Genomic DNA, 16,297 nt, shown 5'->3' with positions numbered 1-16,297 from the left:
ACGGGTATGCTCCGAGCGTGAGCCTCGCCACCACACCCGCCTCCGCCGTACGCTCGCGAATCGCCGTCACCGCCGCATACGCTGCCCAGGGCCTCGGCTACGCCGTCGTGGTCACCTCGTTGCCGGTGTTCAAGGACCGCCAGGGCATCGACGACGTCGCCGTCTCGCTGATCGTGCTGCTGGTGTGCGTGACCGCCGCCCTCGGCTCGGTCAAGGCCGACTTTCTCGCGAAGTGGCGCGGCAGCCGGATCGCCCTGGTGGTCGGGCTGGGGCTCGAGGTCGTCGCCCTGCTGCTGATCGTCGTCTCCGTCGTCGTGCCCGGGCTGCCGCTCTGGGTGTTCGTCGCCGCGTTCGGCCTGTACGGACTGGGACTCGGCGGCGTCGACGCCGCCGGCGCGATGCAGGGCGTCCTCGTCCAGCGTCGCTACGGACGCGACATCATGGGCGGCTACTTCGCCGCGTACACGGCGGCGGCCATCGTCGGCGCCCTGGCTGTGGCGGGCTCGTCGGCGGCCGGGGTCGCCGTCGTGCTGCCGCTGTCGCTCGCATCGCTCGTGGCGGTCGTGATCGCCGTCTTCGGGCTCAGCTCGTTCGATCCTGCGCGCGCTGCGACCCCCATGGGCGGTCGCTCAGCCTCGCCGCTCCCCCGCCGCGGAATCTGGCTGTTCGGTTTCGTGATCCTCGCCGCGTTCACCGTCGACTCGGCAGTGAGCACCTGGAGCACGGTCTACCTGCAGGACGAGCTGCTGGCGGCCGCGGCGCTCGCGCCGCTCGGCTACGCCGCCTACCAGGCCGCGATCCTGATCACCCGCCTGCTCACCGACCGCGCCTCGGGCCGGATCGGCCGCGCGCGCGTCGTGGTGATCGCGACGCTCGCGTCGCTCGTCGGCTGCGTCGTCGTCGCGCTCCTGCCCTTCCCCGCGGCCGCGATCGCCGGATTCGCCCTCGCCGGCGTCGCCGTCGGCGCCCTCGTCCCGCTCGCATTCACCTCGGCCGGCGGACTCGCGCCCGCCCGCAGCGATGAGATCATCGCCCGGGTGAACCTGTTCAACTACGCGGGAGCAGTGCTGGGTGCGGTGCTGCTCGGGCTGCTCGCCGAGGCGCCCGGTCTGGGCATCGCCTTCCTGCTGCCTGCCGCGCTGCTGGTGCCCGTGCTGTTCATCGCACGGCGGTTCCGGGCACCCGTCGCGGCAGACGCGTCGCTCTCGGATGCCGCCGCGACGCGCACCGGATCGGATGCCGATGCCGAGGCATCGGCCGATCGCTAACCTGTGACAGTGAGTCAGAAGAGCGCGCGGGACACCTCGCCCGACACGCGCACCGCGGCCGAGCACGCCGCGCGTGAGGAGGAGACGCTCCGGCAGCGCTGGGACGCGACCCAGGAGTCGTTGCGCGAGCGTTTCGACGAGCCCATCCAGACGGCCACGAAGATCACCAGGGCGACGATGGGCTGGTTCCCGATCCGCGTGTGGCGCCACTTCCTGCAGCACAACGGCTTCCTGCTCGGAGCCGGAATCAGCTATCAGGCGCTGTTCGCGATCTTCGCGGCGATCTATCTGGCGTTCGCGATCACGGGTCTGTGGCTCGGCGGCAACACCGACGCGGTGAATGCGATGATCGCGCTCATCAACAACTACATCCCCGGTCTGATCGGTCCGGACGGAGTCGTGACGACCGCCGAGGTGCAGCAGGTCGCGACCGACTCGAGCGGCGTGCTCGGGGTGACGGGTCTGATCGCCCTCGGCACCGTGATCTGGACCGCCATCGGCTGGGTCACGTACTCGCGCCGTGGCGTGCGCGACATCTTCGGCATCCCGCCGGATCGCCGCAGCTATCTGCTCCTGAAGGCACGCGACCTGCTCGCCGCCGTCATCTTCGGCGTCGCGCTCATCCTCGGCGCTGCGCTGACCTGGGTCGGCTCATGGGCGCTGTCATTGGTGCTGTCCCTGTTCGGAGTGGATCTCGGCACGGGGATGCTGGACTCCACGATCCGGGTCGGATCCGTGCTCGTGTCATTCGGGCTGAACGCCGCGGCGCTCGCCGCCCTGTTCCACTTCCTCACCGGCACGTCGCTGCGATGGCGCGTGATCTGGCCCGGCGCGCTGCTCGGCGGCGCGGCGCTCACGGTGCTGCAGTTCGGGGCCGGGCTGCTGCTGAGCTACACGCCGTCCAACCCGCTGCTGGCGACCTTCGCGATCTTCGTCGGACTCCTGCTGTGGTTCAAGATCAGCGGCATCATCATGCTGGTCGCCGCGGCCTGGATCGCCGTCACCTCGAACGACCGCGACATCCCGATCCTGGCTCAGACCGAGGCCGAGCGGATCGCCGCCGAGCATCAGGCGCTCCTGCTGGCCGCACAGGTCCGGCTCCGCACCGCCCGGGAAGCGCGGGCGACGGCCCCGTGGTACCGCGCCTGGCGTGCCGATTTCGCCGTGCGCGAGGCCGAGGACGAGCTGGAGCAGGTGGAGGCCGCGCGGCCGGTCCTGCCTGTGGCGAAGGCAGCGAAGAGCGCCAAGCGCCCGGCCAAGCAGCCCAAGCGCGACAAGCAGCCGCCGGAGCAGACGGCCGACGACAAGAGCAGAACAGCTCCTCCATCGGCGGGGGCCGACGCCACCCGGGCCGCGCATGTCAGGGGCGCTCGATAGGCTGAAAGACGTGCCACAACGCGTCCGCCTCGCCTCTGTCAACGTCAACGGAATCCGGGCCGCGGTCCGAAACGGCATGAGCGCCTGGCTCGACGCCGCCGATGTCGACATCATCACGCTCCAAGAGGTCCGCGCGACGGCCGACGACCTCGCGACTGCGCTTCCGGGCTGGAACGTCGTGAACGACGAGGCGCTCGCGAAGGGCCGGGCCGGTGTCGCGATCGCGAGCAGGACCGAGCCGGTCGCCGTGCGCCGGGGCCTCGGAGACGGCACGCTCGACCTGTCCGGGCGCTGGATCGAGGCCGACTTCGACGTTGACGGCGAGCTGCTGACCGCGATCAGCGCCTACGTGCCGACCGGCGAGGCCGGCACCCCCAGGCAGGATCTGAAATGGCTGTTCCTCGACGAGATGACGGTGCGGATGGCCCAGATCGAGTCCGAGACCCCGTTCGTCGTCGTCACGGGCGACCTGAACGTGGGCCACCGCGAGCTCGACATCCGCAACTGGATGGGCAACATCAAGAAGGCCGGCTTCCTCCCTCGCGAGCGGGCCTACTTCGATCGGATCCTGGGCGACGCGGGCGCGCGGGTCGCCGCCGTCGACGGCTCCGTCGGCCTCGGGCTGGGCTGGGTCGACGTGGGCCGCCGCGCACACGGAGAGGTGGACGGTCCCTACACCTGGTGGTCCAGCCGCGGCAAGGCTTTCGACAACGACACCGGGTGGCGGATCGATTACCACCTCGCCACTCGCGCGCTCGCCGAGCGCGCCACGGGGTACAGCGTGGTCAGGGCTGCGTCCTGGGACACGCGCTGGAGCGATCACGCCCCGGTCGTGGTCGACTACGCGCTCGGGGGCTGACCGCTCCCGGTCGCGCGGAGCGCGGCATCCATCGCCTACTCCACGTACTCCGGATGCATGCGCGCCAGCTGGAGCCACGTCTCCACGACGGTGTCGGGATTCAGCGACATGGACTCGATGCCCTGCTCGACGAGCCACTCGGCGAGATCGGGGTGATCGCTCGGGCCCTGACCGCAGATGCCCACGTACTTGCCGTTGCGCCGGCACGCCTCGATCGCCAGCGACAGCATCCGCTTCACGGCGGGATTGCGCTCATCGAACAGCGACGACACCAGCGACGAGTCTCGGTCCAGGCCCAGGGTCAGCTGCGTCATGTCGTTCGAGCCGATCGAGAACCCGTCGAAGTGCTGCAGGAACTCGTCGGCCAGGAGCGCGTTCGAAGGCAGCTCGCACATCATCATCACTTCGAGCCCGTTCTCGCCGCGGACGAGTCCGTTGTCTGCGAGGAGCTGGATCACGGCCTCGGCCTCATCGACGGTGCGCACGAACGGGATCATCAGCGCCACGTTCGTCAGTCCCATGTCATCCCGCACCCGGCGCATCGCTTCGCACTCCATCTCGAAGCACTCTCGGAAGTCGGGTGAGATGTACCGTGCGGCGCCCCGGTAGCCGAGCATCGGGTTCTCCTCATGCGGCTCGAACTGCGGACCGCCGACGAGATTCGCATACTCGTTGGACTTGAAATCGCTCATCCGCACGATCACCCGCTCGGGCGCGAAGGCGGCCGCGATCGTCGAGACCCCCTCGGTCACACGGCTGACGAAGTACTCGCGAGGCGACGGATAGGCGGCGATGCGCAGGGCGATCTGGGCCCGCAGCCCCGGGTTCAGCGTGTCGTACTCGAGCAGCGCGCGCGGGTGGATGCCGACCTGCCGGTTGATGATGAACTCGAGCCGCGCCAGTCCCACACCGTGATTCGGGATCTGCGCGAAGGAGAACGCCTGGGCAGGGGTGCCCACGTTCATCATGATCTTCGTGGTGATCTCCGGCATGTCGGAGAGCTGGGACCGCTCCTCGTGGAAGTCGAGGATGCCCTCGTAGATGAATCCGACGTCGCCCTCGGCGCCCGAGACCGTCACCTCTTGGCCGTCGGAGAGCGCGCGCAGCGCATCCCCCGTCCCGACGACCGCCGGTACGCCGAGCTCACGGGCGATGATCGCCGCGTGGCACGTGCGCCCTCCGCGCGAGGTCACGATCGCCGACGCTCGCTTCATGATCGGCTCCCAGTCGGGGTCGGTCATGTCGGCCACGAGTACCTCGCCCGGCTGGAAGCTCTCCATGTCGTCGATCGAGTGCACGAGCCTGGCCCTGCCGGCGCCGATGCGGTTGCCGATCGCGCTGCCCTGCGACACGATCTCGCTTCGGCTGCTCAGCACCCAGCGGCTCAGAACGCCCGCCTCCGCGCGCGAGACGACGGTCTCGGGCCGCGCCTGGAGGATGTAGAGTTTGCCGTCGATGCCGTCCTTGCCCCACTCGATGTCCATCGGACGCCCGTAGTGGTCCTCGATGACCAGCGCCTGCCGCGCCAACTCGACGACCTCGTCGTCGGTCAGGCTCAGCCGGATGCGGTCCTCCGGCGCGACCTCCGTGAACACCGTACTGGTGCCGACGCCGCGACCGTCGGCGTAGACCATCTTGATCGCCTTGTCACCGACCGCGCGGCGAAGGATCGACGGACGTCCGGCGCGAAGTCCGGGCTTGTAGACGCTGAACTCGTCGGGATTGACGGCCCCCTGCACGACGGCTTCGCCGAGACCCCACGACGAGGTCACCAGGACGGTGTTGCTGAACCCCGATTCGGTGTCGACCGTGAACATCACCCCGGATGAGCCGATGTCGGAGCGCACCATGCGCTGCACGCCGGCGGAGAGGGCCACATCGTGGTGCTCGAACCCGTGGTGGACGCGGTAGGCGATCGCCCGGTCGTTGTACAGGGAGGCGAAGACCGCGCGCACCGCCGCGATGACGTTGTCGATGCCGTGGATGTTCAGGAACGTCTCCTGCTGGCCGGCGAACGACGCGTCGGGGAGGTCCTCCGCCGTTGCGCTGGAGCGGATCGCCCAGGAGACCTGCTCGGGGTCGGCATCGCCCTCGCTGAGGGTCTGATACGCCTCCCGGAGGTCGGCATCGAGATCGTCGGGCAGCGGCTGGCGTTCGATCCAGCCGCGGATCTCGGCGCCGACCCGCGCGAGCTGCACGACATCCTCGACGTCGATCGACTCGGCCGCGCGACGGATGCGCTCGTAGAGACCGCCGGCTTCGAGGAACGCGCGGTACGCGTCCGCCGTCGTCGCGAATCCACCGGGAACGTGGACGCCGAGGTGCGCGAGGTTGCTCACCATCTCGCCGAGCGATGCGTTCTTGCCGCCGACCTGGTCGATGTCCTTGATGCCCAGGTCCTGGAACCACATGATGTTCGCCATGAAGATGCTCCTTTTCGAGGACGCTTCATCGCGTCCACCTGTCCGGTGACGGTCGGGCGTGTTCGCCGCAGGATCACCGTTCGCAGTCGCCTCATCGCGACTGGCCCCGAGACTATGAGAGTCACCCACCGGTGCGCAGTCCAGACTTCTTTCCGCCCCTGCGGCACTCTTGTGCTGTTCGACGAAGCCGGCGGGCCGCCTGACTACGATTGACGGGTGACCAAACCCCGTCTGTACTCCGGCATGCAGCCGTCCGCCGACTCCCTCCAGATCGGCAATTACATCGGGGCCCTGATGCAGTGGCGCGACCTGCAGGAGGCCTACGACGCGTTCTTCTCGGTCGTCGACCTGCACGCGCTCACGCAGCCGAACGACCCCGCCGAGCTGCGCGAGAAGACGCGCCGCACGGCTGCCCAGTACATCGCCGCAGGTATCGAGCCGTCGAAATCGACCCTGTACGTCCAGTCGCACGTGCCGGCGCACCCCGAGCTGGCCTGGATCCTCTCCACGATCACCGGCTTCGGCGAGGCCGGCCGGATGACCCAGTTCAAGGACAAGTCCAGTCGCTACGGCGCCGACGCGACCTCCGTGGGGCTGTTCACCTATCCGGTGCTGATGGCTGCAGACATCCTGCTCTACCAGACCGACATCGTGCCCGTGGGCGACGACCAGAAGCAGCACGTCGAGCTCACCCGCGACCTCGCCGAGCGGTTCAATTCACGCTACGGCGAGACGTTCCGGGTGCCGATGCCGGTGATCCAGCAGGACACGGCACGCATCTTCGACCTGCAGAACCCGACGGCGAAGATGTCGAAATCGGCCGAGTCCGATGCCGGCGTGCTGTGGCTGCTGGACGAGCCCTCGATCAGCGCCAAGAAGATCATGCGAGCCGTGACCGACAGCGAGGGATCCGTCCGGTACGACCGGGAGCACAAGCCCGGGGTGTCGAACCTGCTGGTGATCTACGCGGCCCTCACCGGTCGGCAGATCCCGGCGATCGAGGACGAATACGCGGGCCGAGGCTACGGCGACTTCAAGAAGGGTCTCGCCGAGGTCGTCGTGAACGAATTCGGGCCGGTGCGGGCTCGCGCGCTCGAGCTGCTGGACGACAAGGCCGAACTCGACCGCGTTCTCGCCGTCAATGCAGGTCGCGCATCCGAGGTCGCGGACCGGACCGTGGCCGACGTGTACGACAAGGTCGGACTCCTCCGGCGCGTGTAGCCGGAGCTCGAGCCGGCACTACCCTTGCCGAGTGGAACCTGTCATCCTCCGCACCGCGCGGCTCACGCTGTCGGTGCCGACCGAGGCCGATGTCGACGCGATCTTCGAGGCGTGCCAGGATGCCGGCATCCAGCGGTACACGACCGTGCCCTCGCCGTACGAGCGCCGGCATGCCGAGGGCTTCATCCCCTTCGCTCGCAGCCGGTGGAGCGACGGCGTCGAGGCGACCTGGGCGCTGCGCGACGGAGATACGCTCGCAGGCATGATCGGCCTGCACGGCATCACTCTCGGCGGGTCAGGTGAGATCGGCTACTGGATGTCACCGCCGTCGAGGCGTCGCGGACTGCTGACCGAGGCCGCGCGCGCAGTGATCGACTGGGGCTTCAGCTACGAGGGCGCCGCCCTCCAGCGCATCGAGTGGCGTGCGGTCGTCGGCAACGTAGGGTCGGCGCGGGTCGCGCGTGGGCTGGGCTTCCGGTACGAGGGCGTGCTGCGCAAGGCCCTCGCCAACTCGTTCGGCCGCGAGGACGGCTGGATCGCCGGCCTGCTGCCCGGCGATGACCGGATGCCGCAGCCGTGGCCGATGCTCGAGACGCCCTGACCTGACCACCGTGCCCCGTGCGAGGATGGCACCATGCCGGAGATGCCCGAAGTGCAGGGCCTCGTCGACTTCCTCCGCGGACGGGCGACGGGCCTGACGATCACACGCGTGACGGTCGCGGCGTTCGCCGCGCTGAAGACGTACGACCCTCCGGTCGACTCGCTCGTCGGCGCCGAGATCACCTCGGCGGCGCGTCACGGCAAGTTCATCGACCTCGCCACCACGTCGCCGGATGCCGAGCCGCATCTGATCTTCCACCTCGCCAAGGCCGGCTGGCTGCGGTGGTACGACCAGCTGCCGGCGACGATCATCCGGCCGGGGAAGACGCCGATCGCCCTGCGGGTCGCCCTGTCGGACGGCTCGGGGTTCGATCTCACCGAGGCCGGCACCAAGAAGTCGCTCGCGGTCTACGTGGTGCGGGATCCGCAGGACGTGCCCGGCATCGCCCGTCTGGGTCCCGATCCGCTCGAGCCGACCTTCACCCGCAACACCCTCGCCGGCCTGATCGACGGGCGCCGCACGCAGATCAAGGGCGTGCTGCGCGATCAGTCGATCCTCGCGGGGGTAGGCAACGCGTACTCCGACGAGATCCTGCACGACGCCAAGATGTCCCCGTACGCGTTGGCCGCGAGCCTGACCCCGGAGGACATCGACCGGCTCTACGCGGCCATGACCGAGACGTTGGCGGAGGCCGTGGCTGCGGCATCCGGCAAACCCCCCGCCGAGCTCAAAGACGCCAAGCGACGCGGGATGAAGGTGCACGGACGCCGGGGCGAGACGTGCCCGGTGTGCGGGGACGTGGTTCGCAGCGTGTTCTTCGCCGACAATTCGCTCGAGTACTGCGCGACGTGCCAGACCGGCGGCAAGGTCCTCGCGGACCGGCGGCTCAGCCGGCTGCTGAAGTAGGCCGGCGCGAGCGTTTCGGCTCGTCGCGGCGCTCCTCGCTCAACGACCGAAGTCCGTCACGACAGCGCCGTCACGTCCTCGTCGACCCAGTCCAGCGACTTCGTGACCGCCTTCCGCCAGAGGCGCACGCGCCGGTCGGCCTCCTCGGTCGGCATCGCGGGCTCCCAGCGCCGGCCCTCCCGCCAGTGCCCGCGCAGCGACTCCCGATCCGGCCATACGCCGGTGGCGAGGCCCGCTGCATATGCGGCTCCGAGCGCGGTCGTCTCGATGATCGCGGGACGCACGACCGGGATGCCGAGGATGTCGGACTGGAACTGCATCATGACGTCATCCCGCGAGCCGCCGCCGTCGACCCGCAGCTCCGTGAGCTCGAGCCCGGTGTCGGCGACGATCGCGTCGATGACGTCCCGCGACTGGAACGCCGCGGCCTCGATCGCCGCACGCGCGATGTGCGCCTTGTTGACGTAGCGGGTGAGGCCGACGAGGGCCCCGCGCGCATCCGGCCGCCAGTAGGGGGCGAACAGTCCTGAGAACGCGGGGACGAAGTACGCTCCTCCGCTGTCCTCGACGCTCGAGGCGAGGCGCTCGACCTCCGACGCCGAGCTGATGATTCCGAGGTTGTCGCGCAGCCACTGCACGAGCGATCCGGTCACGGCGATCGAGCCCTCCAGCGCGTAGCTCGCCGGCTCGTCGCCGCAGCGATACGCCACCGTGGTGACCAGCCCGTGCTGGGAGCGCACGATCTCTTTCCCCGTGTTGACCAGGAGGAAGTTGCCGGTCCCATAGGTGTTCTTGGACTGACCGGGATCGAACGCCGCCTGCCCGAAGGTCGCGGCCTGCTGATCGCCGAGGATTCCCGCGATCGGTATCCCGCGGGCGGCCGGGGGCTCGCGCACCTCGCCGACGACACCCGATGACGAGACGATCTCTGGCATCATCGAGCGCGGGATGCCGAACACCGCGAGCAGCTCGTCGGACCACTCGAGGGTCGAAAGGTCCATCAGGAGCGTGCGGCTCGCGTTGGTGACGTCCGTGACGTGGATGCCGCTGCGCGTGTCTCCGGTCAGATTCCAGATGACCCACGTCTCGGGCGTGCCGAACAGCAGGTGGCCGGCCTCGGCATCCGCCCGCGCGCCCGGCACGTTCTCCAGGATCCACGCGATCTTCGACGCCGAGAAGTACGTGGCCAGGGGCAGTCCGGTGGTGGTCGCGAAGCGGTCGGCGCCGCCGTCGGCAGCGAGCCGGTCGATCAGCGGCTGCGTGCGGGTGTCCTGCCAGACCAGTGCATTCGCGACGGGCCGGCCGGTGCGCCGATCCCAGACGATCGCGGTCTCGCGCTGATTCGTGATGCCCATACCGGCGAAGTCGCGCGGGCCGAGGCCGGCATCGTCCAGCGCCGCCGCGATCACCCACTGGGTGTTCGTCCAGATCTCGATCGGGTCGTGCTCCACCCACCCGGCGCGCGGGAAGATCTGCTTGTGCTCGCGCTGCGCGACCGAGACGATCCCGCCGTCCGCATCGAAGACGATCGCCCGCGTCGAGGTGGTTCCCTGATCCAGCGCCAGGACATGTTCGGACACGTCGTCTCCTCATCGAGCCGCCGCGACCCGGCGCCGCGGACTGCGGTCAGGCTATCGCGCAGAGCGCGCCGATGCCCCGACCGTCCAGGTCGGGTCTGCCGCGTGCACCTTCGCGATGGCGCGATCGGCTTCGGCGCGGCAGTCCTCGCCGTCCCAGCCCATCACCGGCGCGATCGCCTCGGCGATCTCCAACGCCGACTCCGCGGTCGCATCGCCGATGAACGCGAGGCTCGTCCGCCTCATGAGGACGTCATCGAGGTGGACCACGTGCTCGGTGCGGGCCAGGTGACGCAGCTCCGCCGAGCTGTACGTCGGAATCGTGCGGAGCAGGGCATCGTCGGGATCGGCGGCGATCGCCGCGACCACGTCCGCCGCGACAGTGCCGTACCGATCGAGCAGCGTGGCGACACGGTCGAGCGGGAGGCCTTCGCTGTACGCATCGATCCACTGCCGGCGCGCACGTTCGGTGGTCGGATACCCCCGGCCACCGCCGATCGGCACGCCCTTCGTGGAGCGGCGGCGCGGCTGCGCGAGCAGCTCGAGGACGCGGTCGGCGAGATGCTCGGCCGAGGCGCGGAACGTCGTCCACTTGCCGCCCACCAGACTCAGGACGGTCGCCGCTGCGCGTCCCTCCAGCGGCGCGGCCTCGATCCGGTAGTCGCGCGAGACGAATCCGGGCGCGAGGTCACCGTGACCGGGGAGCGGCCGGACGCCGGAGAACCGGTACACGATGCGGCTCCGGTCGACCGTTATCTCGGGCAGCACGTAACCGATCAAGTCGATGAAGTAGTCGACCTCCGCTTCGGTGCACACGATCGGCTCGCGCATGTCGTGCTCGAGATCGGTCGTCCCCACGAGCACCCGGCCCTTGAGCGGGTAGATCAGCACGATCCGGCCGTCCTTGTGCTCGAAGAACAGCTCGCGGCCGCCGGTCGCGGCAAGCAGCTCGGGGTGGTCGAGCACGATGTGGGACCCCTTGGTGCCGCCCATGTGGTTCGTCGGGTCGCCGCAGGCGAGGTTGGTCAGATCCGTCCACGGGCCCGAGGCGTTCACGATGACGGATGCGGCGAACGGCGTCGAACGGCCGCTGCGCTGATCGCGCAGCACGAGCCTGCCGTCATCGACGCCGACGGCGGCCGTGTAGTTCGCCGCCCGGGCCCGATCCCCGCCGGCAGCCAGACCGTCGCGGAGGACGTCGATGGCCAGCCGCTCGGGGTCGTGCAGCGACGCATCCCAATACGTGGCGGTGTACTTCACGCCGGGGTTCAGCTGCGGCAGCTGCCGCAGGGACTGCCGTCGTCCGCGGAACTCGTGGCGGGGCACTCGCCCACCGCCACGTGAGAAGGAGTCGTAGATCACGAGGCCGATCTTGATGAGCGCCGCACCGCGTTCGGTGTGCTTCCCCCCGCCGTGACGCAGGAATCGCAGCGGTGCGCTCAGGACACCCGAGAACGTCGAGAAGATCGGGATCGTCGTCTGCAGCGGCCGCACATAGTGAGGAGCGATGCGCAGCAGGCCGTTGCGCTCGGTGACCGCCTCGTGCACGAGCCGGAACTCGCCGTTCTCGAGATAGCGGATGCCGCCGTGGATCATGTGCGAGGAGGCCGCCGATGCGCCGCTGACGAAGTCCGACCGCTCGGCGAGTGCGACATCGACCCCCTGCATCGCCAGGTCGCGGAAGGTCGCGAGGCCGTTGATCCCGCCCCCGACGATCAGCACATCCGCATACGGACGCGCGGCGAGCGCTTCGAACCCCTGCCGTGCCTCGTTCACTTCATCCCCCTGGTTTCAAGGCTAAGCGCCCCCCGAGCAGGGGGCGCCGTCCACGCGGGCATCTGCAGGATTCGTTCAGTCGATATTCACTCGCGACGTGTTCATTCAGCGACATGGAATGAAACGCGCTGTCGCGCGTTGACTAGAATCAAGTGCAATACGTGCTCCGGGGTCGGTGAGAATCCGAACCGGCGGTGACAGTCCGCGAGCCAAGGCATCAGCATCCGATCCGGTTGCCGCCGAGGCTGACCCGGTGGAATTCCGGGACCGACGGTGATGCAGCAGAAACCTGCTGCGAGTCCGGATGGGAGGCAGCACGAGCGGTGCCGCGTGCCGCCGTTCGCTGATTCCCGGAGTCTGGACGAAGGATTCGGATGTCGGTGAACGCTGCGGAGTACGGCGCCATGCGCCGTGCGCTCGCGCTCGCGCTCAGAGGGCCGCGCGGGGTCAACCCCCAGGTCGGTGCCGTGATCCTCTCACCCTCCGGCGATGTGATCGCGGAGGGCTGGCATCGAGGTGCGGGCACCGTCCACGCCGAGGTCGACGCGCTCTCACAGCTTGCCGACGGGGCCGCTCGCGGCGCCACCGCGATCGTGACGCTCGAGCCGTGCAACCACACGGGCCGGACGGGCCCCTGCTCGGAGGCGCTGATCGCCGCCGGCATCGCCCGGGTGATCTACTCCGTGTCGGATCCGAATCCCGAATCCACCGGTGGCGCGCAGCGACTTCGCGAGGCCGGCGTCGAGGTGGAGAGCAGCCTGCTCGAGGTGGCCGGAACCGATCTGCTGGCCTCGTGGCTCACGGTGCAGCGACTCGGACGCCCGCACGTCACCGTGAAGTGGGCGCAGAGCCTCGACGGGCGCGCGGCGGCGGCCGACGGCACGAGCCAGTGGATCACCGGACCGGACGCGCGCGCCGACGTGCACCGCCGCCGCGCTCTGGCCGACGCGATCGTCGTCGGCACCGGAACCGTCCTCGCCGATGACCCCGCCCTCACCGCCCGGCGGCCGGACGGAACGCTCCACGACGATCAGCCCATCCCGATCGTGCTCGGCGATCGCACCATCCCCGCCGACGCCTCCCTGCACCGGCATCCCCGACCGCTGCGACAGCGGCGCGGAGACGACCTTCCGGGCCTGCTCGCGGAACTGCGCGGGCTGGGCGTGCACCGCGTGTTCATCGAGGGCGGGCCCACGGTGGCGAGCGCATTCCTGCGCGACGGACTGGTGGATGAAGTGCTGGCGTACCTCGCACCGGTGCTGATCGGGGGCGATCGACTCGCGCTGACCGATGTGGGGGTCGCCACGATCGCCGATGCGCGACGCCTCGACGTCGCGGCGGTCGAGAGCCTCGGAGCGGATCTGCTCGTCATCGCCCACCCATCGGGGGCGTCGGGCCCATCGCCGCGAGAAGACACTGAAGAAGGGATCCTCTGATGTTCACCGGGATCGTGGAAGAGATCGGCGCGGTCACCGCCGTCGAGCCGTCCGGCGACGGCGTGCGTCTCACCGTCCGAGCGCCCAAAGCCGTCTCGGATGCCGCGCACGGCGACTCGATCGCGGTCAGCGGCGTGTGCCTGACGGTCGTGGATCGCGGCGATGACTGGTTCACCGCCGACGTCATGAAGCAGACCCTCGACATGTCCACCCTCGCCGGCGCCGACGCCGGCCGGGTCGTCAACCTGGAGCGCGCGACCGCGGCGCACGGCCGCCTCGGCGGCCACATCGTCCAGGGCCACATCGACGGCACGGGCGACCTGCTCGAGGTGCGGCCCGGCGCTCAATGGCGTGTCCTCCGCATCGCGCTGCCCGACCAGCTGGCCCCCCTCGTCGTGGACAAGGGCTCCATCGCGGTCGACGGGGTCTCGCTCACGGTGAGCGCCGTGAGCCCCGCATCCGCCGCAGAGCAGTGGTTCGAGGTGTCGCTGATCCCGGAGACGCTCGAGGCCACGACGCTCGGCGACCGCGCCGCCGGTGACCGCGTGAATCTCGAGACCGACATCCTGGCGCGCCACGTGCAGCGCCTCCTCGCCTTCGCCCCCGACGCCGCAGCAGTGACAGCGGCACCTCCAACAGAAGGAGGCTCACGATGAGCCTTTCATCCATCTCCGATGCCCTCGACGCGCTCCGCGCCGGAAAGCCGGTCATCGTGGCCGACGACGAGAACCGCGAGAACGAGGGCGACGTCGTGCTCTCGGCTGAGCTCGCGACCCCCGAGTGGATCGCCTGGACCGTTCGATGGTCCAGCGGCTTCATCTGCGCGCCCATGCCCGCGGAGTGGGCCGACCGACTCGACCTGCCCCCCATGGTCGAGGTCAACGAAGACGCGCGCGGGACCGCCTACACGGTGAGCGTGGATGCCGCCGACCGCGTCTCGACGGGCATCAGCGCCTCGGACCGCGCGCACACCCTCAACGTCCTCGCCGACCCCCAGTCGACGCCGACCAGCGTGATCCGGCCGGGTCACATCCTTCCCCTGCGTGCAGTCGACGGCGGCGTGCGCGAACGCGGCGGTCACACCGAGGCGGCCGTCGAGCTCATGCGGCTCGCCGGGCTCCGGCCGGTCGGCGCGATCGCCGAGGTCGTGGCCGAAGACGGCTCGATGATGCGGCTGCCCGGGCTCATCGAGCTCGGCGAGCGCGACGGCGTTCCGGTGATCACGATCGAGCAGCTCATCGCCCACCTCGACGAGCACCACCCCGTCGAGGTCTCCGGCCACAGCGGCCATCGGCGACGGGTGAGCCTGCGCGCCGAGGCGAACGTCCCCACCTCGCACGGGGAGTTCCGGTTCCTCGCCTACAAGGACCGCATCACCGGCACCGACCACCTCGCTGTCGTCTCCGGTGATCTGACCGACGACGCCCCACTCGTCCGCGTGCACTCCGAGTGCCTCAGCGGCGAGGCGTTCGACTCGCTCAAGTGCGAGTGCGGCCCGCAGCTGGAGGCGGCGCTGGATGCGATCGAACAGGACGGCGGCGTCGTGATCTACATGCGCGGCCACGAGGGCCGCGGCATCGGGCTGATCAACAAGCTCCGCGCCTACAGCCTGCAGGAGCGGGGTCTGGACACCGTGGACGCGAACCTCGCGCTCGGCCTCCCCGCCGATGCGCGCGACTACGCCGCGGCTGCCGGCATCCTCGCCGACCTGGGTGTGGAGAAGGTGCGCCTGCTCACGAACAACACCGACAAGGTGACGCAGTTGCGCGAGCTCGGACTCGAGATCGTGGAGCAGGTGCCGCTGCTGGTGGGCGTCGGACCGAACAACCACCAGTACCTCTCCACCAAGCGCGACCGGATGGGTCACCTCATCGCCGAAGAAGACCTCACCGACGCACTGGCCCAGATGCACGAAGGGGCCGGCGCGTGAGCGGCAAGGGCGCGCCGATCGTCGGCGGCACCGACGGAACGGGGCTCGAGGTCGTGATCGTCGCGGGCACGTGGCACGAGGTGATCACCGACGGTCTGATCGCCGGTGCGCAGCGCACGCTCGATGCCTCCGGCGCGACCTGGCAGCTCGTCCGCGTCCCGGGGTCGTTCGAACTCGCGGTCGCCGCACAGGCGGCCTTCGCCTCCGGCGCCGACGCAGTCGTGGCCCTCGGCGTGATCATCCGCGGCGGAACCCCGCACTTCGAGTACGTGTCGTCCGCGACCACTGACGGGCTCACCCGGGTGGCGCTGGATGCCGGCAAGCCGATCGGATTCGGCGTGCTCACCCTCGACGACGAGCAGCAGGGCCTCGACCGCGCCGGCCTGCCGGGCTCCCACGAGGACAAGGGCGCCGAGGCGGCGGACGCCGCGATCCGCACCGCGCTGGTGCTCCGGGAACTGCGCGCCTGAACTCCGCGCCGCATCGCGACACGAACGCGAGCAGGTGAGGCGCGCCTGGGTGGCGAGCCGCGGGCACGCGCAATACCGTGGGTTGCATGGAACCCCTCGAAGTCCTCCGCCACATCGTCGTCCTCGTGCACCTCAGCGGTTTCGCGGTCCTGTTCGGGGCGTGGGCCGTCGAGGTGTACAACCATCGCGTGCAGGTGACGCCGCTGATGAACATCGGCCTCGGGATCGCCGCCGTCGCCGGCCTCGTGCTGGCCGCGCCGTGGGGGATCGACTACGACCTGAACTACGCCAAGATCGGCGTCAAGCTCGTCATCCTGCTGATCATCGGGGCCCTCCTCGGCATCGGGATGTCGCGCCAGCGCAAGGGCGGCAAGGTGGCTCCCGCCCTGTTCTGGTCGATCGGCATCCTGACCCTGCTCAACGCCGCGATCGCCGTCATCTGGCGCTGACCCC

General features: G+C 69.7%; 14 protein-coding genes. 11 read left to right on the top strand and 3 right to left on the bottom strand.

Features of this window, described 5'->3' with window-relative positions:
• Positions 1-17 precede the first annotated feature (17 nt).
• From BM349_RS05765 to BM349_RS05755, 3 genes are read left to right on the top strand one after another with little or no spacing between them, the layout of a single operon-like run.
• The gene (locus BM349_RS05765) at positions 18-1,268 is read left to right on the top strand and encodes an MFS transporter (protein WP_091704287.1); all 1,251 of its coding nucleotides are present in this window, start codon (positions 18-20) and stop codon (positions 1,266-1,268) included.
• Positions 1,269-1,277: 9 nt separating this feature from the next.
• Positions 1,278-2,645, top strand: coding sequence for a YhjD/YihY/BrkB family envelope integrity protein (locus BM349_RS05760; RefSeq protein WP_254773743.1), 1,368 nt, complete (start codon positions 1,278-1,280; stop codon positions 2,643-2,645).
• A 10-nt stretch (positions 2,646-2,655) separates the two neighbouring features.
• Positions 2,656-3,504 carry an exodeoxyribonuclease III gene (locus BM349_RS05755; RefSeq protein WP_254773742.1) on the top strand — a complete coding sequence of 283 codons (849 nt, stop codon included), beginning with the start codon at positions 2,656-2,658 and terminating at the stop codon, positions 3,502-3,504.
• 35 nt (positions 3,505-3,539) lie between these two features.
• Here the strand turns inward: BM349_RS05755 and ppsA are convergent, their stop codons facing one another.
• Positions 3,540-5,927 (bottom strand): phosphoenolpyruvate synthase, encoded by a 2,388-nt coding sequence (gene ppsA, locus BM349_RS05750; RefSeq protein ID WP_091704279.1) that lies wholly within the window; start codon positions 5,925-5,927, stop codon positions 3,540-3,542.
• A 216-nt stretch (positions 5,928-6,143) separates the two neighbouring features.
• Between ppsA and trpS the strand changes: the two genes are divergently transcribed.
• The 3 genes from trpS to BM349_RS05735 are packed head-to-tail and all read left to right on the top strand — an operon-like array spanning position 6,144 to position 8,655.
• Positions 6,144-7,148: a tryptophan--tRNA ligase gene (gene trpS, locus BM349_RS05745; protein ID WP_091704276.1), complete on the top strand. Its 1,005-nt coding sequence runs from the start codon at positions 6,144-6,146 to the stop codon at positions 7,146-7,148.
• 31 nt (positions 7,149-7,179) lie between these two features.
• Positions 7,180-7,749, top strand: coding sequence for a GNAT family N-acetyltransferase (locus BM349_RS05740; protein ID WP_091704272.1), 570 nt, complete (start codon positions 7,180-7,182; stop codon positions 7,747-7,749).
• Positions 7,750-7,782: 33 nt separating this feature from the next.
• Entirely contained in the window at positions 7,783-8,655 is an 873-nt protein-coding gene (locus BM349_RS05735; protein ID WP_091704268.1) for an Fpg/Nei family DNA glycosylase, read from the top strand.
• A gap of 56 nt (positions 8,656-8,711) precedes the next feature.
• Here BM349_RS05735 and glpK read toward each other — a convergent pair whose 3' ends face one another.
• Entirely contained in the window at positions 8,712-10,235 is a 1,524-nt protein-coding gene (glpK, locus tag BM349_RS05730; RefSeq protein ID WP_091704264.1) for a glycerol kinase GlpK, read from the bottom strand.
• Positions 10,236-10,286: 51 nt separating this feature from the next.
• Complete coding sequence (locus tag BM349_RS05725; RefSeq protein WP_091704260.1) at positions 10,287-12,008, bottom strand: glycerol-3-phosphate dehydrogenase/oxidase; 1,722 nt, start codon at positions 12,006-12,008, stop codon at positions 10,287-10,289.
• Between the two features lie 374 nt (positions 12,009-12,382).
• On the opposite strand from BM349_RS05725, the gene ribD reads away from it, so the two are divergent.
• From ribD to BM349_RS05700, 5 genes are all read left to right on the top strand, one after another.
• Positions 12,383-13,444 (top strand): bifunctional diaminohydroxyphosphoribosylaminopyrimidine deaminase/5-amino-6-(5-phosphoribosylamino)uracil reductase RibD, encoded by a 1,062-nt coding sequence (gene ribD / locus BM349_RS05720; protein ID WP_091704255.1) that lies wholly within the window; start codon positions 12,383-12,385, stop codon positions 13,442-13,444.
• Entirely contained in the window at positions 13,444-14,100 is a 657-nt protein-coding gene (locus BM349_RS05715) for a riboflavin synthase (protein WP_091704251.1), read from the top strand. The genes ribD and BM349_RS05715 overlap by 1 nt, the downstream gene beginning before the upstream one ends.
• Entirely contained in the window at positions 14,097-15,374 is a 1,278-nt protein-coding gene (ribA, locus tag BM349_RS05710) for a GTP cyclohydrolase II (protein WP_091704248.1), read from the top strand. Before BM349_RS05715 ends, ribA begins: the two co-directional genes overlap by 4 nt.
• Complete coding sequence (ribH, locus tag BM349_RS05705) at positions 15,371-15,844, top strand: 6,7-dimethyl-8-ribityllumazine synthase (protein WP_091704243.1); 474 nt, start codon at positions 15,371-15,373, stop codon at positions 15,842-15,844. Before ribA ends, ribH begins: the two co-directional genes overlap by 4 nt.
• 86 nt (positions 15,845-15,930) lie before the next feature.
• Complete coding sequence (locus tag BM349_RS05700) at positions 15,931-16,293, top strand: Fe-S protein (protein WP_091704239.1); 363 nt, start codon at positions 15,931-15,933, stop codon at positions 16,291-16,293.
• The last annotated feature ends 4 nt before the right edge of the window (positions 16,294-16,297 follow it).

This window comes from Microbacterium sp. cf046, from assembly GCF_900114345.1.
Classification (GTDB): domain Bacteria; phylum Actinomycetota; class Actinomycetes; order Actinomycetales; family Microbacteriaceae; genus Microbacterium.
The sequence above is the reverse complement of the archived record's forward strand: the minus strand, read 5'-3'. Positions and strand labels throughout refer to the sequence as shown.